Source organism: Prevotella sp. khp7 (assembly GCF_900109055.1).
Lineage (GTDB): Bacteria > Bacteroidota > Bacteroidia > Bacteroidales > Bacteroidaceae > Prevotella.
The window spans coordinates 262,936-286,803 of sequence record NZ_FOIV01000003.1; the positions used below are offsets into that span (position 1 = coordinate 262,936).

16 protein-coding genes and 1 tRNA gene are annotated in these 23,868 nt (G+C 51.5%); 9 read left to right on the forward strand and 8 right to left on the reverse strand.

Features of this window, described 5'->3' with window-relative positions; translation table 11 throughout:
* Positions 1-6 precede the first annotated feature (6 nt).
* On the reverse strand, positions 7-1,884 hold the full coding sequence (locus BMX82_RS07970) for a heavy metal translocating P-type ATPase (RefSeq protein WP_091768573.1): 1,878 nt from the start codon (positions 1,882-1,884) through the stop codon (positions 7-9).
* 228 nt (positions 1,885-2,112) lie between these two features.
* Between BMX82_RS07970 and BMX82_RS07975 the strand changes: the two genes are divergently transcribed.
* From BMX82_RS07975 to BMX82_RS08000, 6 genes are all read left to right on the forward strand, one after another.
* Positions 2,113-5,235 (forward strand): ligand-binding sensor domain-containing protein, encoded by a 3,123-nt coding sequence (locus BMX82_RS07975; RefSeq protein ID WP_091767677.1) that lies wholly within the window; start codon positions 2,113-2,115, stop codon positions 5,233-5,235.
* A 26-nt stretch (positions 5,236-5,261) separates the two neighbouring features.
* A complete protein-coding gene (locus BMX82_RS07980; protein WP_091767680.1) occupies positions 5,262-8,252 on the forward strand; it encodes a glycoside hydrolase family 31 protein in 2,991 nt (996 codons plus the stop codon).
* A gap of 318 nt (positions 8,253-8,570) precedes the next feature.
* Positions 8,571-9,794, forward strand: a complete 1,224-nt coding sequence (locus BMX82_RS07985; RefSeq protein WP_091767683.1) for an Ig-like domain-containing protein — start codon at positions 8,571-8,573, stop codon at positions 9,792-9,794.
* A gap of 92 nt (positions 9,795-9,886) precedes the next feature.
* Entirely contained in the window at positions 9,887-12,259 is a 2,373-nt protein-coding gene (locus tag BMX82_RS07990) for a glycoside hydrolase family 2 TIM barrel-domain containing protein (protein WP_091767686.1), read from the forward strand.
* Between the two features lie 34 nt (positions 12,260-12,293).
* Positions 12,294-14,618: a glycoside hydrolase family 31 protein gene (locus tag BMX82_RS07995; protein ID WP_091767689.1), complete on the forward strand. Its 2,325-nt coding sequence runs from the start codon at positions 12,294-12,296 to the stop codon at positions 14,616-14,618.
* Positions 14,619-14,734: 116 nt separating this feature from the next.
* Positions 14,735-15,607 carry a sigma-70 family RNA polymerase sigma factor gene (locus BMX82_RS08000; protein ID WP_036910350.1) on the forward strand — a complete coding sequence of 291 codons (873 nt, stop codon included), beginning with the start codon at positions 14,735-14,737 and terminating at the stop codon, positions 15,605-15,607.
* A gap of 47 nt (positions 15,608-15,654) precedes the next feature.
* On the opposite strand, the gene BMX82_RS08005 is transcribed toward BMX82_RS08000, so the two are convergent.
* Positions 15,655-17,379, reverse strand: coding sequence for a sensor histidine kinase (locus tag BMX82_RS08005; RefSeq protein ID WP_177172051.1), 1,725 nt, complete (start codon positions 17,377-17,379; stop codon positions 15,655-15,657).
* A 139-nt stretch (positions 17,380-17,518) separates the two neighbouring features.
* On the opposite strand from BMX82_RS08005, the gene tsaA reads away from it, so the two are divergent.
* Positions 17,519-18,196 (forward strand): tRNA (N6-threonylcarbamoyladenosine(37)-N6)-methyltransferase TrmO, encoded by a 678-nt coding sequence (gene tsaA, locus BMX82_RS08010; protein WP_091767695.1) that lies wholly within the window; start codon positions 17,519-17,521, stop codon positions 18,194-18,196.
* A gap of 213 nt (positions 18,197-18,409) precedes the next feature.
* Positions 18,410-19,078 (forward strand): sensor histidine kinase, encoded by a 669-nt coding sequence (locus tag BMX82_RS08015; protein ID WP_218142019.1) that lies wholly within the window; start codon positions 18,410-18,412, stop codon positions 19,076-19,078.
* Positions 19,079-19,101: 23 nt separating this feature from the next.
* Here the strand turns inward: BMX82_RS08015 and BMX82_RS08020 are convergent, their stop codons facing one another.
* The 5 genes from BMX82_RS08020 to BMX82_RS08040 all read right to left on the reverse strand — a co-directional run bounded on the left by BMX82_RS08020 (position 19,102) and on the right by BMX82_RS08040 (position 22,822).
* A complete protein-coding gene (locus BMX82_RS08020; protein ID WP_091767701.1) occupies positions 19,102-19,692 on the reverse strand; it encodes a DUF4230 domain-containing protein in 591 nt (196 codons plus the stop codon).
* A gap of 15 nt (positions 19,693-19,707) precedes the next feature.
* On the reverse strand, positions 19,708-20,403 hold the full coding sequence (locus BMX82_RS08025; protein ID WP_091767704.1) for a DUF4230 domain-containing protein: 696 nt from the start codon (positions 20,401-20,403) through the stop codon (positions 19,708-19,710).
* Positions 20,404-20,748: 345 nt separating this feature from the next.
* Positions 20,749-21,444 (reverse strand): RluA family pseudouridine synthase, encoded by a 696-nt coding sequence (locus BMX82_RS08030; RefSeq protein WP_036910360.1) that lies wholly within the window; start codon positions 21,442-21,444, stop codon positions 20,749-20,751.
* A 4-nt stretch (positions 21,445-21,448) separates the two neighbouring features.
* On the reverse strand, positions 21,449-22,186 hold the full coding sequence (gene fabG / locus BMX82_RS08035) for a 3-oxoacyl-[acyl-carrier-protein] reductase (RefSeq protein WP_036910362.1): 738 nt from the start codon (positions 22,184-22,186) through the stop codon (positions 21,449-21,451).
* A 42-nt stretch (positions 22,187-22,228) separates the two neighbouring features.
* Positions 22,229-22,822, reverse strand: a complete 594-nt coding sequence (locus tag BMX82_RS08040; protein ID WP_036910364.1) for a TetR/AcrR family transcriptional regulator — start codon at positions 22,820-22,822, stop codon at positions 22,229-22,231.
* Between the two features lie 191 nt (positions 22,823-23,013).
* Between BMX82_RS08040 and BMX82_RS08045 the strand changes: the two genes are divergently transcribed.
* Positions 23,014-23,086: transfer RNA gene (locus BMX82_RS08045), tRNA-Met, on the forward strand.
* Positions 23,087-23,257: 171 nt separating this feature from the next.
* Here BMX82_RS08045 and BMX82_RS08050 read toward each other — a convergent pair.
* The gene (locus tag BMX82_RS08050; protein ID WP_036910366.1) at positions 23,258-23,701 is read right to left on the reverse strand and encodes a lytic transglycosylase domain-containing protein; all 444 of its coding nucleotides are present in this window, start codon (positions 23,699-23,701) and stop codon (positions 23,258-23,260) included.
* Positions 23,702-23,868: the final 167 nt, after the last annotated feature.

A 23,868-nucleotide genomic window follows, 5' to 3' on the forward strand; every position in this document is an offset into this window, starting at 1 on the left:
TTTCCCTTAATTTTTCAGCGCCCTCATAGCATTGAGGACAGCCAGTACCGTGACGCCGACGTCTGCGAAAACGGCCATCCACATCGTGGCAAGACCAAAGGTGGCGAGAATCAGTACGCTTATCTTGACGATGATGGCGAACCACACGTTCTGGCGGGCTATGGCCAAGGTGCGTCGGGCTATGCGGATGGCGAGGGCTATCTTCGAAGGTTTGTCGTCCATCAGTACCACGTCTGCTGCCTCGATGGCCGCGTCGCTTCCCAGACCGCCCATAGCAATACCTACGTCAGCACGAGCCAGAACGGGGGCATCGTTGATGCCGTCGCCGACAAAGGCAACCTTGGCTTCCGAAGCAGCCAACTCGCGTTCCATGAAAGCCACCTTGTCGGCTGGTAGCAGTTCAGCATGGTATCCCGTCAGTGACAGCTGACTGGCCACGTGCTGAGCCACCTCCTTACGGTCGCCTGTGAGCATAATGGCTTTGCTGATACCCAGCGCCTTGAGCGATGCAATAGCTTCAGCACTGTCTTCTTTCACTTTGTCGTTGATGACAATATGGCCGGCATACTGTCCGTCGATGGCTACATGAATGATGGTACCCACATGATGGCAGTCGTGCCACTTTGCTCCGATGCTTTCCATCATCTTCGTGTTGCCCACACTCACCATCTTATCGCCCACACGGGCACGTATGCCGTGACCGGCGATTTCCTCAACCTCTGTCACCTCACAGCCGTCGCTGGCCTCTTCAGGAAAGGCGTCGCGCAGGGCTGCACCAATTGGGTGGGTGGTATAGTGCTCCACATGGGCGGCAAGATGAAGTAGCTGCCGCTCGTCGTATTGGTCGGGGTGAACGGCCTCGACAGCGAATTGTCCATGGGTGAGCGTACCGGTTTTATCAAACACAACCGTTTCGGTCTGTGCCAGCACATCCATATAACTGGCGCCCTTGATGAGGATACCCTTACGCGAAGCGCCGCCGATACCTCCGAAGAAGGTGAGGGGAACGCTGATTACCAAAGCACAGGGACAACTCACTACCAGGAACATCAGCGCACGATAGAGCCAAGTGGCAAAAGCGCCTCCGAACAGGGTAGGGATGACTACCAGGGCAATAGCTGCAAACACCACTACTGGCGTATAGATACGGGCGAAACGTGTGATGAACGTCTCGCTCTTCGACTTGCTGTTGGTGGCGTGCTCCACAAGGTTCAGTATCTTTGAGACGGTACTCTCGCCAAAGGCTTTCGTTACGCGAACCTTGATGACGCCAGAGAGGTTCACACAACCGGAGATGACCTCATCGCCGGTCTCCAGCTCACGAGGCAGGCTCTCGCCCGTCAGGGCGATGGTGTTCAGCGAGGTGCTGCCTTCGATAATCGTACCGTCGAGGGGAACCTTCTCGCCTGGACGAATCACGATCACTGAACCAACAGCCACTGCCTCCGGAGATACGTCCTGGACTCCATGTGTCCCTGTCTCCTTGTCTCCTGAAATTTCTACGTGAGCCACGTCAGGACGGATGTCCATCAGGTGGGCAATGCTGTCACGACTTTTCCCTTCGGCATATCCCTCAAAGAGCTCACCTATCTGGAAGAACAGCATCACGAATACCGCCTCAGGGAATTCCGTTTCGGCTCCGGGCAGGAATCCGATACAGAGTGCTCCGATGGTAGCTATCGACATGAGGAAATGCTCGTTGAAGGCGTCACCGCTCAGCAGTCCCTCTACGGCCTCTTTCAGGGTGTTGTGCCCGATGAGCAGATAGGGTACCAGGTAGACGAGCAGCAACTGCCATGTGGTGAGACTGGTGTTTTTCTCGATGATAACGGCCACGATGAGCAATACAGCAGTCACAATGATGAGTGCCAGCTGTTCTTTCAGACTGTGTTCGTGCTCGTGATGGTGCTCATGCTTATGCTCACATGAGCTGCACGCTTCGTGATGATGTTGATGTGCCATATTCTCTACTTTTTTACTTTCTGGGTGCAAAGGTATGAAGAATGTTTCGCAACTCAGTTGCAATTTTTTTGCAGATTATTTGTTTTTCTCGTGGAAAACCCTTACATTTGTAGCGCAATAACGAAATATGAATCATAACCGATAACTATTATGAAGCAGCTTCTGACCTCTTTGCTCCTGATGTTCAGCCTCGGAATGAGCGCGGCTTCTACCGTGATTCCTGATATGAAGTTCCGTCGTCTGGATACGCGCGATGGCCTTTCTAACTCAACCATCAATTACCTTTTCCAAGACTCAAAGGGCTTTATCTGGATAGGCACGTCCTATGGTTTGAACCGTTACGACGGCTACCGTTTCCGTACCTACTATTCCAGTCCGAGCGACTCTACCTCGCTGCGTAATAATTATATTGATCAGATATGGGAAGACCACTTAGGTCGTCTCTGGCTGAAGCAGGGCATGAACTACAGTATTTTCGACCCCGTCACAGAGCGCGTAAACCGTAACCCTACTACCGAACTGGTCAAGTGGGGCATCAAGGGCGGTATCGACCGCTTCTATATCGACTCCGAGAAGCGCATCTGGGTGAAGACCTATGATGAGGGCCTCTATTGCTACAACCCCAAGAAGAAAAAACTCAAGCTGGTGAAGTATGGCTATGCCCAGGACGAGATCTCGAAAGAGTTCTGGGTATCTTCGTTTGGCGAGTCTGACGGTCGCCTGCTCATGGCTTCGAGCGATGGCGACATGATGATCGTCGATGGCGATCATGGAACGGTGCTCTCGAAAGACAGCTATATGCGTAACAATGGCGGCAAGCCTAGCGATGCCTATAACATTTTTGTCGACAAGCGCAACAACTACTGGGTCATCACCGGAGGCGGTAAGGTGTTTATCTTCGACCAGAAGGAGAAGAAGTGGCACACGTCCGTCAACAGCTATTTCGCAGAATACGGTATCCCCGCACTGCCCAGTCCTATGCAGATCTGGGATGTGGCTATGGACCATCGCGGATGGCTGTGGATTGCGACGGATCATGAAGGTCTGTTCGTGGTCGACCCGAAGAGCAAGGAGGTGAAGCAGTTCGTCAACAACAAGTATGATACCACCACCCTGAGCGAGAACACGGCCAAGCATCTGCTGATCGATAAGAATGGCGGCGTATGGATAGCATGCTATCGTAATGGTCTGAACCAGTATATCGAGAAGCTGCTGGGCTTCAAGACCCTCGAACTGGGCGATGTCAACACCACCACAGAGGATATCTACGGCAACTACTGGCTGGGTACAGACAATCGCGGCATCGTTAAGTACGTGCCCTCTACGGGCGAGACCGAGGTTTACGACAAGGCCCGCTGTGGCTTCGCTTCCGACATCATGGTGGCCTCGTATGGCGCAAGCGACGGTTCCGTGTGGTTCGGAACCTATAACGGCGGTCTGATCCGCATCGCCAATGGTCATGCCACCAACTATACCGCCTCGAATGCTGAGGACGGCCTGTTGAACAACAACGTATGGTCTGTCACCGAGGATAAGTGGGGCAACATCTGGCTGGGCACGCTGGGCAACGGTGTGCAGCAACTGGATGTCAAGACCGGAAAGTTCAAGACCTACAATTCCTATAACTCCAATCTGCCAGAGAACTTCATGACCTCGGCCACGTGGACGGCAAAAGGCTGGCTCATGGTGGGACACTCGCAGTACTATTCGCTCATCAATCCCTTGAGCGGAAAGATTGTCAACATCACCATCCCCGCCATCCCCGGACAGCCGGCAGCTATGGCGTCGACGACCTGTGTCATCGAAGACAGCCGAGGCCTTGTATGGCACGGCTCTACAGCAGGCTGTTGTGTCGTCGACGGAAAGACAGGCAAGCAGACCCTTCTCGACAGGAACAGCGGCCTTCTGGGCTCGAGTGTCGTGGGTATTGCCGAAGACCTCCAGCATAACATGTGGGTTGTTACTGAGCACGGCGTCTCGAGTGTCGTTCCTAAGAAAGAGGAAGATGGCGACTGGACGTTCACCGTGAGCAGCTTCAGCAGCCGCGACGGATTGCAGGAAGGCCCCTACAACCAGCGTTCCATCTCTCGCACTAAGGACGGTCTGATCCTGGTGGGCGGTCTTGGAGGTGTAGACGTTATCTATCCTAAGCTTGTGGCCAATATCCACAATACGGAGAAGCCCATCTTCAGTGGTCTGAAACTCTTCGGACAGGAACTGGGCGTAGGCGATGAATACGAAGGTCGCGTGATTCTGAAAAAGGCACTCAACGACAGTCGCGAGCTGACCCTCCGTCATTACGAGAACCAGTTCACTATCCAGCTGGCTACCGATAAGGGCGAAATCCACAACCCCTCGCGCTTCGTCTATATGCTCGAAGGTTTCAGCGACAAGTGGATTAAGACAGAAGAGCAGGATCCCAACATCACCTATATGTCGCTCCATCATGGCAGTTACGTGCTTCATGTGCGCATGCTCAACGAAGACGGCACCATGGGACAGAACGAGGCCACGCTGAAGATCACCATCACGCCCCCGCTGCTGCGCAATCGCTGGATACTGCTGCTGTTCCTCCTCTTCGTGGCTGCTGCAGTGTGGCTGTGGCGTCACTTCTTCCTGAAGCGTCAGGCCGATCACGTAGAGCGTGAGCGCTTGCGCATGGAGGTGAAGAAGAAGCAGTGGATGAACGAGATGAAGACCCAGATGATGGCTGAGGAGCAGACCGCCCGGAAGAATGCAGAGTCCCGGCAGCCCGAGTGGGAGGTGAGCGCGCTGACACTGCACCGCCAGGAGAACGACCTCCAGGCGTTCATGAAGGAGCAGTGTGCCCAGTACAAGGCTCCTGACGGCAAGCGGGTGAAGTTCTCCTTCTTCCCTCTGGCTCAGGATCTGAGGCTCGAGTTCGACCACGATATGATGGCTCAGGCCATCCAGATACTGCTGAACAACTCCGTGATGTTCTCACCCAGCGACTGTCGCATCAAGGTGTTCGTCGACAAGACCGACAACCATGGCACCATCCGCATTTCGGATAATGGCGTCGGACTGCCCGAGGAGGCCAAGGCTCACATGTTCGACTCTGTGGTGAACGACGACGACCCGGGTATATGCCTGCACATCGTGAAGGATATCGTGGAAGCCCATGGCGGAACGGTTGTTGGCGACAACAACGCGGGAGGCGGTTCCGTATTCACCATCACCATTCCGCTCGACGATGCCGGCGACGTCGAGGAAGCCGTGTTGATGGACGATGACGATGAAATAAATAACTGATATCATCAATAATATAATTAAAACGTATGAAAAGAATCCTAATCCTGGTGTCTGCCCTGCTCACGACGGGAATGTCGATGGCGGCCGAGGTGCAGACCAGTGGAAACTTTGTGACTATTCGTCCTGACGGAGGTCAGGCAAAAGTAATCCGCCTGGAAGTGATGAACGACAACATTATCCGTGTGCGAGCCACCTCTGCCGAGGTCCTGCCCGAGAAGCCCGCCTCGCTGATGATTGTCCCCCAGACGGCTCCGGCCAAAGGCTCCTACCGTGTGAGCGACGAGGGCGAGACGGTAGTGGTGAAGGCCAGAAATGTGAAGGCTGTAGTACAGAAGGCTACAGGTGAGATCAGCTTCTTCGATGCTGCTGGCAAGGCGTTGCTGAGGGAAGCCAAGGACGGTAAGCAGTTCTGGCCCTTCACCGTGCCAGAGCGCGAACTGGGTATGAAGACGGGCTATTCCGTCCCCGAGGAGCAGAAGCATGGTCTGACGTGGCAGATGAAGTTCGACTCGCCCGACGATGAGGCCTTCTACGGCCTGGGTCAGCACCAGAGCGAAGAGTTCAACATGAAAGGCAAGAACGAGGACCTGTTCCAGTACAACACCAAGGTGTCTGTACCCTTCGTCCTGTCCAACAAGAACTACGGTCTGCTGTGGGATTCCTATTCCTTCTGTCGCTTTGGCAATCCTAACGACTATCTCCAGCTCAACCGCGCCTTCAAACTCTACGACAGACAGGGCAGGGAGGGCCACCTCACGGGCACCTATATCGACCGTATGGGTAAGAAGCTCGTGCGCGACGAAGACTCCATCTATTACGAATACGGTACGCCAGCCAAGTCGGAGATTGCGCTGAAGACCGATAACGGTGGCATCAAGAACCTGCCTCAGGGTTTCCAGCTGGCAGGCGCCAACGTTACCTACGAAGGCTTCATCGAACCCGAATGCTGTGGCAAATGTGCTGGTAAGGCACAGCTCTACCAGTTCATCCTCTACTATGCCGGCTACATCAAGGTCTATATCGATGGCCGCGAAGTCGTGCCCGAGCGCTGGCGCACAGCCTGGAACCCCAACGCCTATAAGTTCAGCTGCGAGCTCCAGAAGGGACGCAAAGCCCAGTTGCGCATAGAGTGGCAGCCCGATGGCGGCGAGAGCTATTGCGGACTGCGCGTGGCTGAGCCTCGCAGTGCCGAGGAGCGTGGCAAGCTCTCCGTCTGGAGCGAGATGGCCAAGGACATGGATTATTACTTCATCGCAGGCCAGAACCTCGACCAGGTCATCTCTGGTTACCGTACTCTGACTGGTAAGGCATCGCTCTATCCCAAGTGGGTGCTGGGCTTCTGGCAGAGCCGTGAGCGCTACAAGACCTCTGCCGAGGTGGAACAGACCCTCGCCGAGTTCCGCAAGCGCCAGATACCCATCGACAACATCGTGCAGGACTGGAACTACTGGCCCGAGGACCAGTGGGGCTCCCATCAGTTCGAGGCCTCGCGCTATCCCAATCCTCAGGCCATGCTCGACTCCGTACACGCCATGCACGGTCGCTTCATGATCTCTGTGTGGCCTAAGTTCTATTGCAATACCGATAACTACAAAGAGCTCGATGCCAAGGGCTGGATGTACGTTCAGTCGCCCACCGACGATATCCACGACTGGGTGGGGCCCGGCTATAAGAACGGCTTCTACGACGCCTACGACCCGGGAGCCCGCAAGATGTTCTGGCGCCAGATGGACGAGAACCTCTATACCAAGTTCAACAAGAACGGTGTCGCTGGTGTCGATGCCTGGTGGATGGACGCCTCGGAGCCCAACGTGCGCGACTGTACCCCCATGTGGTATCGCAAGGCCCTTAGCGGCCCCACCGCTTTAGGCACCTCTACCGAATACTTCAACGCCTACAGCACCGTCAATGCCGACGCCATCTACAACGGCCAGCGCAGCGTGTGGAAAGGCAAGCAGAATGAGCCCCGCGTGTTCCTCCTCACCCGTAGCGGTTTCGCTGGCGAGCAGCGCTTCTCAACCGCCACATGGAGCGGCGACATCGGTACTCGCTGGGAAGACATGCGCGCCCAGATGACGGCAGGTCTCAACTACTCCATCTCGGGTCTCCCCTTCTGGGGCATGGACCAGGGCGGCTTCTGCGTCGAAAACCGTTATGTGGCTGCCCAGCAGCTCTTCGACCATAGTGGCGTGGAGAACGAAGACCTCAAGGAGTGGCGCGAGCTGCAGACTCGCTGGAACCAGTTCGGCACCTTCATCCCCCTGTTCCGCTCACACGGCCAGTGGCCCCTGCGCGAGATATGGAACATCGCCCCCGACAGTCATCCTGCCTATAAGTCGTTTGTCTACTACGATAAGTTGCGCTATCGTCTCATGCCATACCTCTACTCAATGGCTGGCTGGGCTCATTTCAAGGATTATACCTTGATGCGTCCGTTGGTGATGGACTTCAATGGCGACAAGGAGGTAGAGAATATCGGCAACCAATGGATGTTCGGTCCCGCGCTGATGGCCTGTCCCGTAGGCTACTACAAGGCCCGCAATCGCTCAGTTTATTTCCCAGAGCAGTGTGGCTGGTACAATCTCTACACAGGCGAGCACCTCGAAGGTGGTCAGCGCCTCGTGGTCGATGCTCCCTACGAGCAGATTCCCGTCTTCGTGCGCGAGGGCGCCATCATCCCCTTCGGTCCTGAGATGCAGTGGAGCGACGAGCGCCCCGCCGAGCTCATCAACCTCTACGTCTATGCCGGACAAAACGGCAGTTTCCAGCTCTATGAAGACGAGGGTACCAACTACAACTATGAGCGCGGCAAATATGCCACCATCGACATTACCTACGACGATGCCACCCGTACGCTCTCGTTCGGTGCCCGCAAGGGTCAGTTCCCCGGTATGCTCAAGAGCCGCCGCTTCAACGTCGTGCTCGTCAGCAGCGATCAGGCTAAGCCCCTTGATCTCGACAACCCCGATGGTCTGATGGTCAGCTATAACGGTAAACCCGTCACCATCCGGCTCTGATTTGCTGCAGTGTTGCAGTGTTGCAGTTCGAATCATGAAGTGGAAAAAGTGAAAAGTTAATACTATATATTATATATATTATATATATATAAATATATAGACCTTTTTTTAGGGGTGCGCAAAGCTCTCAAACAACTGCAACACTGCAACAACTGCAACAAATGGCCCCGACTTTGCTCCGAGGAAAACCTGACTCCCGATAGGTGAAAGCAGGATTTTCCTCGGAGTAAAGTTTGATATTTTTCTTGCGTGAAAATTTGGTAATTCACTCATTTTTAATTATCTTTGCACTCTGAAACTAAAAACAAACCGAACAAAATGAAATTATCAATCAAGAAACTTTCCTGTATGGCGTTGCTGGTGGCAGTGACCATGATGCAAACATCGTGCGACGAACTGTTGGGCGAAACGGATAATCCGGCGCCTCCCGTATCGGACGTCACGCTCAACGAAGCGACGCTGGAGATGGCTTATGGCAACGGTAAAGACGTGACGCTCGAAGCCACGGTAAGTCCCGCTGACACTGAAGACTTTGATGTCACATGGTCGTCGTCTGACGAGAGTGTCGCCACGGTAGACGACGCGGGTGTGGTTCACGCCGTTGGCACAGGAACAGCCGTCATCACCGCCAAGGCGGGCAGCAAGAAGGCCACATGCGACGTCAGCGTGGTGGTCAACCTGGAGACGCCGCTCACCTTCGAGGCCGCCAAAGCTGGCGCGACCGTCAAGTTTAATAAATATAATAGCAGTGCTGTTGCTCCTAACGTGGAATATTCGCTCGATGGCGGCATCACATGGAAGAACGACCTGACAGCGGATGGTGTTACGCTGGCTGCCGCGGGCGACAAGATCTCGTTCCGAGGCACGAACGAGGCGTACGGAGCTGAATATATATACGATTGTTATCAATTCGAACTCTCAGACGAGACCTTTGCTTACGGCAACGTGATGAGTCTCATAAACAAGGACAACTACCCCACCAATAAGACATTGACAGCCGACTATGCCTTCGGTGGGATGTTCTATATGCAAGAGAATCTGAAGAACAAGGATGCTGATCACCAGATATACCTGCCAGCCAAGACGCTGACAAGATACTGCTATTTTAGCATGTTCGCTTACTGCAAAAGCCTGACCACAGCGCCCGAGCTGCCCGCCAAGACGCTGGCAGTAGACTGCTATACATATATGTTCTATGACTGCACAAGCCTGACCACAGCGCCCGAGCTGCCCGCCAAGACGCTGGCAGTAGACTGCTATACATATATGTTCGCTGGCTGTAAGAAATTGTCCAGCGTCACCTGTAAGGCTACGGATCTCAGTGCAGATTTTTGCCTTATTGACTGGCTCAATGGTGCTGGCACAGATGAATCCGTAACGACAAAGACGATTTATATCAGCAGCGCTTATTCGGATTATATAGCAGATATGAATGGTAATCTGGCAGGAACAGCTGATGATGCACAGATAAATGCGAATGTGCCCTGGAAAAAAGGCGATAGCGGCATCCCCACAGGCTGGACCATCGCAGCAGCAGAATAAGAACCGCTGCGCAACAACAAAAAAAAACAACAATCTCCGCTCTGAACACTCAGGGCGGGGATTTAAAGAACTTAAAAACAACCAAATCTTTCATGATCAAAAAAACAATACTGACGGTGGCTGCGGTGCTGATGGGACTGACAACGCAGGCCAGGGAGAGACTGTGTTTCGACAAAGACTGGCTGTTCGTGCTGGGCGATTCGGCTCAGATGGCTGCCACAGACTATAACGACTCATGGTGGCGGGGGCTCGACGTGCCTCACGATTGGGCCATCGAGGGCGACTTCCAGGCGGGCAACCCCAGCGGAGCGGGCGGGGGAGCGCTGCCAGGGGGCATAGGCTGGTATCGCAAGCACTTCGCGCTCGATAAGATAGAGAAGGTGTTTCTCGAGTTCGACGGCGTGTATATGAATTCCACCGTGTATGTGAATGGAAAGGAAGTGGGCTTCCGTCCTTACGGCTATTCGAGTTTTGAGTACGATATCACACCATACGTCCATGAGGGCGAGAACGTGGTGGCGGTGCGTGTGGACAACAGCGACCAGCCCAACTCGCGCTGGTATTCGGGCTGTGGCATCTATCGCCATGTGTGGCTCACGAAGACCAGCGCCATCCATGTGAAGCATTGGGGCGTGAAGGTAGACAACGGGCGCGTGGAGGTGGACTATGAGAATCCCACGGGGCAGAAGGTGACGGTAAAGAACACGTGGCTCGACGCCAGCGGAAAGCCCGTCAGTATCAGGAAGCCCCGTAAGTGGAGCCTCGAAGATCCCTATGTGTACACGGTGAGGACACAGCTGATAGCAGGCGGAAAGGTGGTCGACGAGGTAGAGACAACCACGGGTTTCCGCGATTTCAGGTTCGACGCCAAGACGGGTTTCTGGCTCAACGGCAAGAACATCAAGCTGAACGGCGTGTGCGAGCACCACGACTTCGGCTGTCTGGGCGCAGCCCTCAACGAGGATGCCCTGCACCGCAAGCTCACGAAGCTGAAGGCCATGGGCGTGAACAGCATCCGTAGCTCGCATAACCCCCCAGCACCGGAGCTGCTGAACATGTGCGACACGATGGGACTGATCGTGATGGACGAGAGTTTCGACATGTGGCGGCGCAAGAAGACACAGAACGACTATGCACGCTTCTTCGACGAGTGGCATAAGAGAGACCTCACCGACTTGGTGCTGAGAGACAGGAACCACCCCTCGGTGCTGATGTGGAGTATTGGCAACGAGGTGCTCGAACAGTGGTCGGATGCGGAGGCTGACACGCTGACGCTGGAACAGGCCAACCTGATTCTGAACGCTGGTCATGATGCATCGACATTGGCTAAGGACGGCGAACTGAGCGTACAGTCGCTGCTGACACAGCATCTGGCGGAGATCGTGAAGCGCTACGACACGACACGACCCGTTACGGCGGGCTGCAACGAGCCGTCGCCAGGCAACCATCTCTTCAAGAGCGGGGCGATAGACCTGATAGGCTTCAACTACCACCACCAGTGGGTGAAGGACGTGCCGAAGAACTTTCCCGACAAGCCCTTTATCTTCTCGGAGAGCGTGAGTGCCTTGCAAACGCGTGGCTACTATATGATGCCCAGCGACTCGACATACGTGGCACCGAAACAGTGGTGGCTGCCCTATACAGACCCTACGTATATGTGCTCGGCCTATGACAATATGCATGCTTCGTGGTCGAGTACGCACGAGGAGACATGGGACGTGGTGAAACACACGCCATACGTGGGCGGACAGTATATCTGGACGGGCTTCGACTATATTGGCGAGCCTACGCCCTACGGATTCCCTGCGCGCTCGAGCTACTTCGGGCTGATAGACCTGGCAGGCTTCCCGAAAGACACGTACTATATGTATCAGAGCGAGTGGACGGAGAAGCCTATGCTGCACCTCTTCCCTCACTGGAACTGGGTGGCAGGCGACTATATCGATATGTGGTGCTACTACAGCGGGGCCGACGAGGTGGAACTCTTCATCAATGGCGAGAGTCAGGGCGTGCGCAGGAAGACAGACCACCAGCCTGAAGGCTGGAAACCCGGACTCTGCACGGAGTATCACGTGGGATGGCGCGTGACGTTCGACCCAGGAGAGGTGAAGGCCGTATCGAGAAAGAACGGTAAGGTGGTGTGCGAACAGACCATCAAGACTGCCGGAGCGCCCGACCATATCCGTTTGTCGATAGACTACAAGGGCAAGGAGACGACCTTCATCACTGCTGAGGTGGTGGACAAGGACGGCAACCTGTGTCCATGGGCCGAGGATATGATTTATTTCATCTATGAGGGCGACGGAAAGGTGATTGGTACCGACAATGGATGCCAGACGTCGATGGAGCGTTTCAAGGCGCCGCAGCGTAAGGCCTTCCACGGCAAATGTATGGTGGTGGCAACGGGCAAGGGCTCGATTACTGCCAAGTCGCCCATGCTGAAACCAACGTGGATAGAGTTTTAATTAGGGAGACAAGAATACAAGGAGTTCAAGAAATATGAAGAAGTTTTTTGGTGCAATGTTGCTGCTGGGTAGCTCAATGGTTGTCAGCGCACAGATACAGACCAACGCAGGTATCCAGTACCTGCAGGCTATGCAGAAGGATGTGTCGACAGACTTTTATGATTTGTCGAATACCTATTTCCTGGCCGACTCGCTGGTGAGCTTCGATGCGGCGAAAGGTGAGGGACTGGTGCAGTGGAAACGCTACAGGATGAGTCCGCGCCAGGCGTTCAACCTGAACGGTTACTGGCCCGTGAGAATGCAGATGCTCGACTTTCCTGACGCTGCCTATGAGAACGACCCGGAACTGAAACTGAAGGTGGAGTTCATCAGTCCCAGAACGGTGAGGGTGCGCATGCTCTCGACCCCCGTAGAGCCCAAGGTATCTGACGAGGACGACGTGATGTTCTGCGACGCCTTTAAGAAAAAAGGGGCGGGCACCATGTGGAAGGTCTCGCAGAAGGAGGGCGGCATTGCCTACAGCTCGGACTATGGCACCATCGAAATCAGACAATATCCCTGGCGCATCGTGGTGAAGGATGCCAAGGGCAGAATACTGACGCAGACGCGACACAGCATAGATAACGACTCGAGTCAGGTAAAGCTGTTGCCCTTCTCGTTCATCAAGCGCGGAAGCGACAACTCGAGGAGCATGAACCCTGTGCTGACGCTGGCACCAGGGGAGAGAATCTATGGTTGTGGCGAGTCGTTCACCTCGCTGAACAAGGTGGGGCAGAAGGTGCATCTCTCCGTGACTGACCCTCAGGGGCCGGAGACTGACGGACAATACAAGCCCGTGCCCTTCTTCTTCTCGAACCGCGGCTATGGTGTGTTCATGCACACCTCAGCCCCTGTGACGTGCGACTTCGGTGCCTCGTATATTGGGGCAGACCGCCTGTTTATGGCTGACGAGCAGATGGACTTCTTCGTCTTCCTTGGTGAGCCTAAGGATATTCTCGACGAGTACACGAACATCACGGGAAAGAGTCCTATGCTGCCCTTGTGGAGCTTTGGCACATGGATGAGCCGCATCACTTACTTCTCGCAAGATGAGGGACTGGAGATAGCCCGTCAGTTGAGGGCACACAGAATTCCTTCAGACGTGATCCACTTCGATACTGGCTGGTTCGGCGTAGACTGGCAGTGCGACTATCAGTTCGCGAAGGACCGCTTCGAGGATCCCGTGAAGATGCTCAGACAACTCTCGAAAGACGGATTCCATACTTGCCTGTGGCAACTGCCTTACTTTACGCCCAAGAACCGTTTCTTCCCGGAAATCATAGAGAAACGTCTTCACGTGGTGAATGCTACGGGCGGTATGCCTGTAGAGGATGCCGTGCTCGACTTCTCGAACCCTGAGACCGTCAGCTGGTATCAGTCGAAAATCGAAGGTTTGATGAAACAGGGCGTCTCAACCATCAAGTGTGACTTTGGCGAGGCAGCTCCCTATAATGGCTTCTATCATAGCGGCAAGGGCGGACTCTACGAGCATAACCTCTATCCCCTGCGCTATAACAAGGCTCTCTGGGAGGTTGTGGAGCGCAACCATCCTGGTGAGGGCATCATCTGGGCGCGCAGTGCCTGGGCAGGAAGTCAGCGCTATGCCTTACACTGGGGCGGCGATGCTGCTACCACGAACACAGGGCTGTTGGGAGACCTGCGGGGCGGACTGAGCTTCGGACTGAGCGGTTTCTCGTTCTGGAGTCACGACATGGGTGGCTTCGTGACGGCCTCGCCTGAGGATATCTATCGTCGTTGGCTGCCCTTCGGATTCCTGAGCTCTCACACACGAGCCCATGGTGCGCCTCCTACGGAGCCTTGGCTCATCTCGGAATCGTTTACAGAGGCTTTCCGCGATTGTGCGGAGATGAAATACAAACTGATGCCTTATGTGTATGCTCAGGCCAAGGACTGCTCTGAGCGCGGACTGCCTATGGTGAGGGCTCTGCTGGTGGAGTTCCCGCACGATACGGGTGCCTGGCTCGTTGAAGATGAGTATATGTTCGGCTCGCAGATGCTGGTGGCTCCGCTCATGGAGAGTGGTCATGAGCGTGAGGTCTATCTGCCCAAGGGTAAGTGGATCGACTATCAGACCGGTAAGGTTTATGAGGGTGGCTATCAGACCATCGAGGCAGGGAAGATTCCTGCCATTATCCTGGTGCGTGACGGCAGTCTGATACCTCATGCCCCTCTGGCTCAGCGCACAGACCAGATAGACTGGAGCAGGGTGGAAATGAAGGCTTACAAGGCTGACGCCAAGACCTGTAAAGGATGGCTCTTTAAGCCTGGTGACGCCAGACTGCAGGAAATAGTGCAATGATTTGTATCAATAACGAACGAAATTTAGTTAACGTCTCTTAAAAAGAAAGTGCCCAAGTAACAACGAACCGATATTTTTTGTACTTTTGCACACTTTTTCAGAGTAACAGAATATATATGAGGCAATTAAAGATTCAAAAGAGTATTACCAATCGATCGAGTGAAGCACTTGACAAATACCTCGTAGAGATTGGTCGTCAACCCCTTGTAACCATTGATGAGGAAATTGAACTGGCACAGGCTATCCGTAAGGGTGGCCCGGAAGGAGAGAAAGCCAAGGAACGCCTGGTGACGGCCAACCTGCGCTTTGTCGTTTCTGTGGCTAAGCAGTATCAGCATCAGGGCTTGACACTGACCGACCTGATCGACGAAGGTAATATCGGACTGGTAAAAGCTGCTGAAAAGTTTGACGAAACGCGAGGATTTAAGTTTATCTCTTATGCCGTATGGTGGATTCGCCAGAGCATCCTGCAGGCTATCGCAGAGCAGAGCCGTATCGTTCGCCTGCCTTTGAACCAGAGCGGAGCACTGAGCAAGATTAATCAGGAGATTAACCGTTTCGAGCAGATTCATCAGCGTCGCCCCTCTGTGACAGAGTTGGCGGAACTGACTCAGATCGATGAGTCGAAAATCGAGCAGACTGCTAAGGCTGATAGCCACCACATGAGTATCGACGCTCCTTTTGGCGAGGACGACGACAACTCGATGGCAGATATGCTCAGCTCGGGAGATGACTCCCGTACAGACAAACACGTGGACTATGAGTCGCTGACCAGCGATCTCGATAACGTGTTGCGCAACGTGTTGAAGGACCGTGAACTGAAAATCGTGAAGGAGTGCTTTGGTATAGGATGCCAGGAGCGCGGACTTGAGGAAATCGGTGCGGAGATGGGACTGACACGTGAGCGTGTGCGACAGATTCGCGAAAAGAGCATCGCTAAACTGCACGACAGTGGCTATGCCCGCATCCTGATAAAATATTTAGGATAAGGAAAAAGATAATCCCTCGCTTTCTGGCGAGGGATTTTTTTTGCTGCTTATGTATGAATGGGCAGTCTGACTATGAAACGCGCACCTTTGGTGTATTTGGTGTCGAGTGTGACAGTGCCTCCCAGCTGTTCTGCGAACTTGCGGCTCAAAGGCAGTCCGAGACCAATACCTTCCTTAAAGGAGTCGAGCTTCACGAAGCGCTCGAAGACGTGTTCCGCCTCCTTGGCGGGTATGCCGCTTCCTGTGTCTTCTACAGAGATGGACAGCATTCGCCCGTCGCTCTCTGCCGATAGTTTGATATAGCCCTCAATGGTATATTTCCTCGCATTGTCGAGCAGACTGTTGAGAATGCGTTTCAGCATGTTCTTGTTCGTCCTGAGCGTGAAGCTGTCAGATAGCGTGGTCTCAAATTTCATTTCGATATCAGGAAAAACCTCTTTCGCATGATGCTTGATGAGCGATCTGAGCAGCGAGTTGATGTGCGTGTGGTCTTCCTGATTCATCTTCTTTGTCGACTCTATAAGCGAGAGGCCGATAATCTCGTCGATGAGTTGGGTCATCCGCTGGGCATTCTGCTGCATGACCTCAGCCATGTGCTGACGATCAGACACATTCTCTACCAGATCGGGATTGGCTATGACTTGGGCAAAGCCGCTGATGATGTTGAGCGGCGTGCGTATCTCGTGACTGATGTTTCTGATAAAGGCCCGCTTCATCTCCTCTGATTCCATGGCGCGCTTGTAGGCCTTCTCGAGTTCGAGGGTATGGCGCTTGCGTGCCTGTACGATATAGAAGAGTGCCATGAGTAATAGTAGAAGCGCACCCATGGTAGCCGTCAGGGTGATCATCTTGGTGTTCGAGGCCTCGCGTTCCATCTCGTACATCCTGACTTGTTCGCGGATACCCAGCATGCTGTTGGTCAGCACCACATTGTCGATTGAGTCGCTGGTGGCATAGTCTTGTTTAAGGGCTTCGTAGGCCTCTTTCCACCTGCCGGCTTTCTCGTAGATCATGACTATGGCGTCCAGACCTTCGTCGCCTAAATCCTCACGAGCCATTCTTACGGCCTCGTCAGTGTTGCCAAGATAGCACTGATAATAGACTTCGAGCAGTCGACCATGGACTGACGACTCGCCACGTGCCTCACCTTCCTTGTATGCCTTATAGCCCTCAAGGAACTTGTCCATATCACCACGTGTGAAGTAACTCGCAGTACGACGGGTCACGATGTCGAACACACGCTCTTTGGAGTGCTTCTCCGCAATACACTTGGCTCTTTCCAGCAGACTGTCGGCCTCTGCCGGGTTATTGTCGAGCGCCACGTTGACGATGTTCATGTAGATTGGTGGCATGTTGGAGTAGTAGCCCTGCTCCTCCATCATGCTGAGCGCCTCGTACCAGCATTCCTTCGCTTTTTTCTCGTTGCCGCAATAGCGATTGATATGGCCCAGCATGTTGACGGCCATATACATCTCCTTGTCGAGTTTCTTCTCACGCAGTTCCTTGGCCATCACCTGAGCACATTTGTAGGCCTCGTAGATGCGTTGTTGGTTCATCAGAAACACAATTTCGTTGCATCGCTGGGTGTAGTAGGCGTGCATGTCCTTTTGTTTCAGCAGATAGCTCTGAAGGTTTTTCAGGGCTGGGAAGAAACGGGCGCTGTCGCCATCGTTGAAAGCATGGCTCATTGAGTCGCGCAGAGCAGTATATTCGGCGCTGCTCTTATAGTCCTCAGTAGCGTATAATATACTACCAGACAGTGTTAAAGCCATTGTCAAAAGGATAGTCTTTAACCTCATAAAAATTGTTTAGCTCTATTTTCCTTTGCAAATATAAGAAAAATATCCATTCTCTCAAAGTTTTTGGGTGAATATTTTGTGTTTTTCTCTGAAAAATGGTAATTTTGCGCCTATGGAAATAAAACCGATAGCTCATTTCGAATCGCCCCTGAAGTCGAAATTCGGCATCCCGAGGCAAAGTGGACTTGTGGAGCAACTCTCAGGGCGTATTGTCTTTGAACCGCCTTATCGCAGGGAAGAGGCTGTGAGAGGCCTCGAAGGGTTTGACTTCCTGTGGCTGATATGGGAATTCTCTGCCAATCGGGATGCAGAGAAGAGCCTCACTGTGCGTCCGCCCCGTCTGGGGGGAAATACCCGCCTGGGTGTCTTCGCCACGCGTTCGCCTTTCCGCCCTAATAACTTAGGACTTTCGTGTGTGCGCATGGACAGGGTGGAGATGGATTCGCGTCTGGGGCCTGTGATTTATGTGCTTGGCGCAGACCTCATGGATGGTACTCCTATTTACGACGTGAAACCCTATGTGGCATACGCTGATGCTCATCCTGAGGCGCGTAGTGGTTTCGTGGACGCTACAGAGTGGAAGCCTCTTGAGGTGGAGATGACTGACGAACTGGCTGCTATGGTTCCTGCTGGCGAGTTGGAGGCCTTGAAGGCGACGCTGGCTCAGGACCCGCGCCCACGTTTCCATGACGATCCACAGCGCATCTATGGCATGCCTTTCCTTAATGTGGATATTCGCTTCAGGGTGGATGGAAGAAGCCTGATTGTTACCGAAATTATCAAAAATTGACCCTTTTTTGCGAAATTGTAGCCGAAAAGTTTGCCATTTAACAGATATTTTATAATTTTGCAATCTCTCGACGAATGTCAGATATATTTAGAGAAGCGTAGTACAATGATGTTGGTAGTTTGTTTGGTCATTTTGTTATGTATGTGCATTTACCTTTTCATGCGCATCAGATCGCTCAATTCCAAAATTAAGGAATTGGAGAAGCTTGATGTCATGAAGACTACTTTTATTCGTGCATTAGGTCGTGAGATCCGTACTCCTCTTCACTCTGTCTCTGGAATGGCTGAGATTATTGCCCGTGAGGATCTGTATTTGTCGAAAAGCGAGAAAAAGAGTATCTCGGGTAAGATTCAGTATAATGCCAGTATGATATCTACTTTGCTCGACGAGGTGGCTGTATATTCGGAAGGTGGCGATGGGCATCATCTCCAGGACGAACGCTTCAGTCCTAACCAGCTGATTCAGCGCAGTCTGGACGGTAACCGCCCATTTGTGCAGAATGGCGTGCGTTTGACATTCCGTCATGATCTGCCTGACGATGTGTTCGTGTCTGCTGATCGTCATATCGTAGAAGTGGTACTTAATAAACTGGTGTTTACCTCTTGTCGCTTTACCAGCGAGGGCGAGGTGGCCGCTGGATGCTATCGCGACAAGTCGTCGAGCATGATTACGTTCTATGTGGAAGATACGGGCGGAGGTATTCCTGAGGATAGGAAAAAGGTTCTTTTCAAGTGGTTCGACAATCCCAGTGATATGACGGATGAGATAGAGTTCGACCTCAGTGTGGCTAATCGACTGGCTGAGAAGATAGGTGGCTATCTTCGTTACGACGAACATTACCAGAAGGGAACACGTATGGAGTTTGTGCTCCCTGTGCGCTAATCCTTGTGCCTGAATTCTGAGCGCTAATTCTTGAATACAATCTTTATGTTTTTATACCCCATTGATTGCATCATGTTGCGTAGTTGTTGGTCTGCGTTGACCTCTGCTGCCTGAAGGTTTTCCTTGGTCAGACAGTGCTTCAGCATCTGTCGATAGGCTTTTTTATAGAGCGCATCGCGATCAGTAGGTTTCCATGAACCGCTCTCGTAAAATGACTTCGTACGTGCCTCGTCGATAAAGTCTTTGTCGAGAAGTCCTATCTTGGGTAGTTTCATGATCACGGAGTCGCCCTTCGTGGTGAGCCATCCGGGTTCTACTTGGTGCATGTTGACACCTAGTCGTAATGTGCCATAGTAGATGCGTACCAGTTCGTCGTTGGTGAAGAATCCCTTGCGTACGGTGTCAACTAATTCTTCTGCGCTTAAGGAGAGGAATTCCCACTCGCCAATGGCTTTTATGCTCTGAATCTGTGTCGGGGTCACGTCAATGGCTGTATCTGCTCCGAAAGCTACATAGTTGCCTTTTGTGATACTTTTCACCCACATGATAACTGCAATGAGTAGTCCAACGACTATGATGCTTATACCTATTTTAATATAACTGCTTGTCTTCATAAGTCAATTTCCCTTCTAATCGTCAATTCTTATCAGTGTCTGGATGTCTTTCGGACCATAATGCTTGCGGAAAGCAACCGTAATGTTCTCTTCTTCATATCCCATCTCTACAAGCATGGGTACGAGTACTTTCGCCGCGTTGGCTTGGGCTGTCTCCAAAATACCCATTTCTGGTATGCTCTCGATGATGGCTGCACGTCCTTGTTGCTGATAGTTAGCCAGTTCTTCATCGCTGAAGTTCGAACGGGTCATAGCCACATACTGTTTCATGTTCTTCTGGTCTATCTTCGAACTTGTCATCGTGACCTTGGGGTCGGGCAGGATGATGGTAATCTTGTCGTCCTCGCGCTCAACGTTCTTTTCTGAGAACTGACTGAAGTCGATCCAGGCTTTCAACTTGGCGTCCATGGGAATGGCAATCTTGCGATCAGCCATTGGAACCTTTAAGTTGAATTGTCGTTGGAGAAGTGAGCCTTTCAGGCGCAGGGCATCGTCGTGGGTTACGATCTTATGTACCTTGTATTCTGCTGTGTAGAGCTTAGAACACTTCTGAATCTGCATGATGAGCATAGGCAGTGAGTCGGCTGCCTGATAGGTTTCCTTTTTCTCTGCCTCATCATTGCTCTGAATGTGCCAGTCGCCACACATATAGAGTGCTACTACCACGATGAATGCTCCTGCAATGAAGCCTATAATCTTGTTTCCTTTCATATTCTTGTCATTGTAAATATGTGGCAAAGGTAAGAAATAATTCCGATATGTCCATTGGTTAGTGAAGAAAAAAGATAGAATTGTTATTCTTGCTGCCGAATTGACATGTATCAACTAATTTCTGTTACCGCACACAATTCTTAAAGATTCCTTGCTTATTTCATAAAAATGCAGTAATTTTGCACCGTCAATAAGAATAAGAAGATTAGTTAGTAAAGATATATTATACATTTGAAAATAATGATAATGACAATGACCATGAGTGCCATGCTTTTAGCTGGCATGCTGTTCAGTGTATGGATGGCAAAACACGATAACCTGGATGTTCGATAACACCCAGGTTTTTTATGTCTTTTTCTGTCTGTTTTGTGATTGTGGTGCCAAAGCTTGCCAGAGAGGATCGTGGGGTATGGGTGCCTCAATAACAATGGTTTCTTTTGAAACAGGATGGACAAACTCGACCTTTCGTGACATCAGCGAGATGCTTCCATCGGGATTACTACGGGGAAAGCCGTACTTTAGATCGCCCTTAATAGGACTTCCCATCGCTGAAAGTTGGCAACGTATCTGGTGATGACGGCCCGTCATCAGGTTGACTTCTAACAGACAATAGTTGTCTGAGTGACTGATAACGCGGTACTTCAGGATCGCTTTCTTGGCATTTGGTTTCTCCGAGGTGTAGGCATACGACTTATTCTGCTTTTCATTGCGTACCAACCAATGAGTGAGTGTTCCATCGGGTTCGCGTGGCGTGTTTTTTACGATAGCCCAGTAAGTCTTGTGTACTTCGCCTTCTGCAAACATCTTGTTCAGACGGGTCAGGGCTTTTGAGGTGCGGGCAAAGACTACTAGGCCTGAAACAGGACGATCCAGACGATGCACCACGCCCAGAAATACGGCTCCGGGCTTTGCGTATTTTTCCTTGATATAGTCTTTTACAATATCAGAAAGGGGGCGATCGCCAGTCTTGTCGCCCTGAACGATCTCCCCACTCTGTTTGTTGACTACGATAATATGGTTGTCTTCGTAAACTACATCCATCAGCTTACATGTTCATACCACCATCTACCTGGATCACCTGACCACTTACGTAGCTCGACATGTCTGAAGCGAGGAATGTGGCTACATTGGCAATGTCTTCTACCAGACCACCACGACGCAGAGGAATCTTGTTGATCCACTCCTTGCGGATATCATCAGGCAGAGCCTGAGTCATAGCTGTATCAATGAAACCAGGAGCAATAGCATTAGCACGGATACCCTTGGGACCCATCTCCTGACCAATACTCTTTGCAAGTGCAATCAGACCAGCCTTTGAGGCTGCATAGTTGGCCTGACCAGCATTGCCGTGAACACCTACTACTGAGGCCATGTTGATGATTGAACCACCACGCTGGCGCATCATCACGGGCACACAAGCGTGGATGAAGTTGAAGGCCGACTTCAAGTTTACAGCGATAACGGCATCCCACTGCTGTTCTGTCATACGAAGCATCAGTCCGTCTTTGGTGATACCAGCGTTGTTCACGAGGATATCGATTGAACCAAACTCCTCTTTCACAGCCTTAACCACTTCCTCAGTCTGAGCAAAATCTGCTGCGTTTGAGGCGTAGCTCTTTGCCTTTACGCCCAGAGCGGCAATTTCTTTTTCAGTATCCTCGTTAACCTCGAGGTCTGTGAATGCGATGTTTGCGCCCTCGGCGGCGAATTTCAGTGCGATAGCCTTTCCGATACCGCGTGCAGCACCTGTGATCAGTGCTGTCTTACCTTCTAATAATCCCATAATAAAATTCTTGTTGTTTAAATATGTTTGTACTTTATTCTTTTACTTCTTCTGGAACTTGCCTAAGGCGCCATAAACGACCTTGGCCACCTGTGGCTTGGTGTCCTCTTCCTTCATACCGTGGGCAATGCGTCCATATATATAAGGTACTTCCAAACCCTTGATACAATAGTGGGTGATGTCTGCCACAAGGTCTACATTGTCAATGTCAAATTCACCGTCTTCCTTTCCCTCCGTATAAACTTTGCGGAAGAGTTCTATTTCTGCATCGTCAAAATGCTTGCGTACCTTCTCGACCATCCAGATGTTGCGGAAAAACTCTGCACGCAGATTTCCATTACGCACCACCGTCTCACGAATCATACTCAGATGGGTATATATCAGCTCAATGATTTTGTCTTGTGGACGTATCTTTCTGGCTGCTACCTCATCGAGCTTGTCGCTTAAGCGTTCCAACTCGCTTTCGATAACGGCATAATAAATTTCCTCTTTCGATTTGAAATAAGTGTAGAGCGTCCGACGTCCTTTGCCTGACTGCAAAGCGATGTCGTTCATCGTCGTGTTCTCGAGCCCGTTTTTGGCAAATAGCTGTCGAGCCACGTCAACTAGTTTCTGTCTGGTTTTTGATATTGACATATTACTTCCTCCTCTTTTTTATGAATTGCACACAGCAATTACAGTGTGCAAAATTAATTTTTTTCTTTGAATTAAACAAGAAAATAGGGCAAAAATATGCCTTGAGTCGAGAAAATACAAAAAAAAAGCGCAAATATTTGCGTAATTCAAAAAATAGTAGTACCTTTGCACCCGCTTAGAAAAAATAACATCGCGGAGTGGAGCAGTTGGTAGCTCGCCAGGCTCATAACCTGGAGGTCGCACGTTCGAATCCTGCCTCCGCAACAAGAGAGGGATGCAAGCTGAAAAGCTTGCATTTTTTATTTTCATCCAGACAGTTAAGAAAGAGGAGGGGAGAAAAAAATATCCGATCGTCAGGTTTTGCCCTTGACAATCGGATTATCAGTCTTGCAAATAGTTCTCGTTATACAAACGACTGCGAAGTTTTCTGTATCCTTACTTCATTCGTGCCAATACTTTCTTATAGTACCTGTTGGTAGCTTTGACACTGTACTTAACACCACCATTCCATGAACGTATAGCTTTCTCAATGCTATTTTCAGGGTTGAAGTACTTCTGAATTAAGAGGAACATCTCCTTTGACTTCTCGACACTATAACGGTCGTCCATCGTGTAGCGCTTCTTACTCTTTTGCTTTTTCAGAATCTCATTACATTCTCGTACAAGTATCGGAGTAATCTGCATCGCGCCTACTGAGTTCCCACTCACGGCTCTGGGATTTCCTTCGCTTTCTACTTGAATAATCGCATCCATTACTGGATTCCAGTCAAAACTTGATGATTTTGTGTTCTTGTTGCCGCTGCTAGATGCAAAAGCTGTAAAGCTTGTCATCATAAGAACCATCAAGCTGACACTTGCCTTTTTAATTAGTTGATTCATATTCTCTATACTTTAGGCGGACTCTTGCGAGACCCGCGTTATCCTTTAGATTTCTTACTCAAACTAACGACGTCGCGTCGTATTTCGGGGGCAAAGGTACAAATAATCAGGCAGTTAGCCAAATATTTTTGGCTTTTTTAATAAATCGCGAGTATGCGCTTAATCTA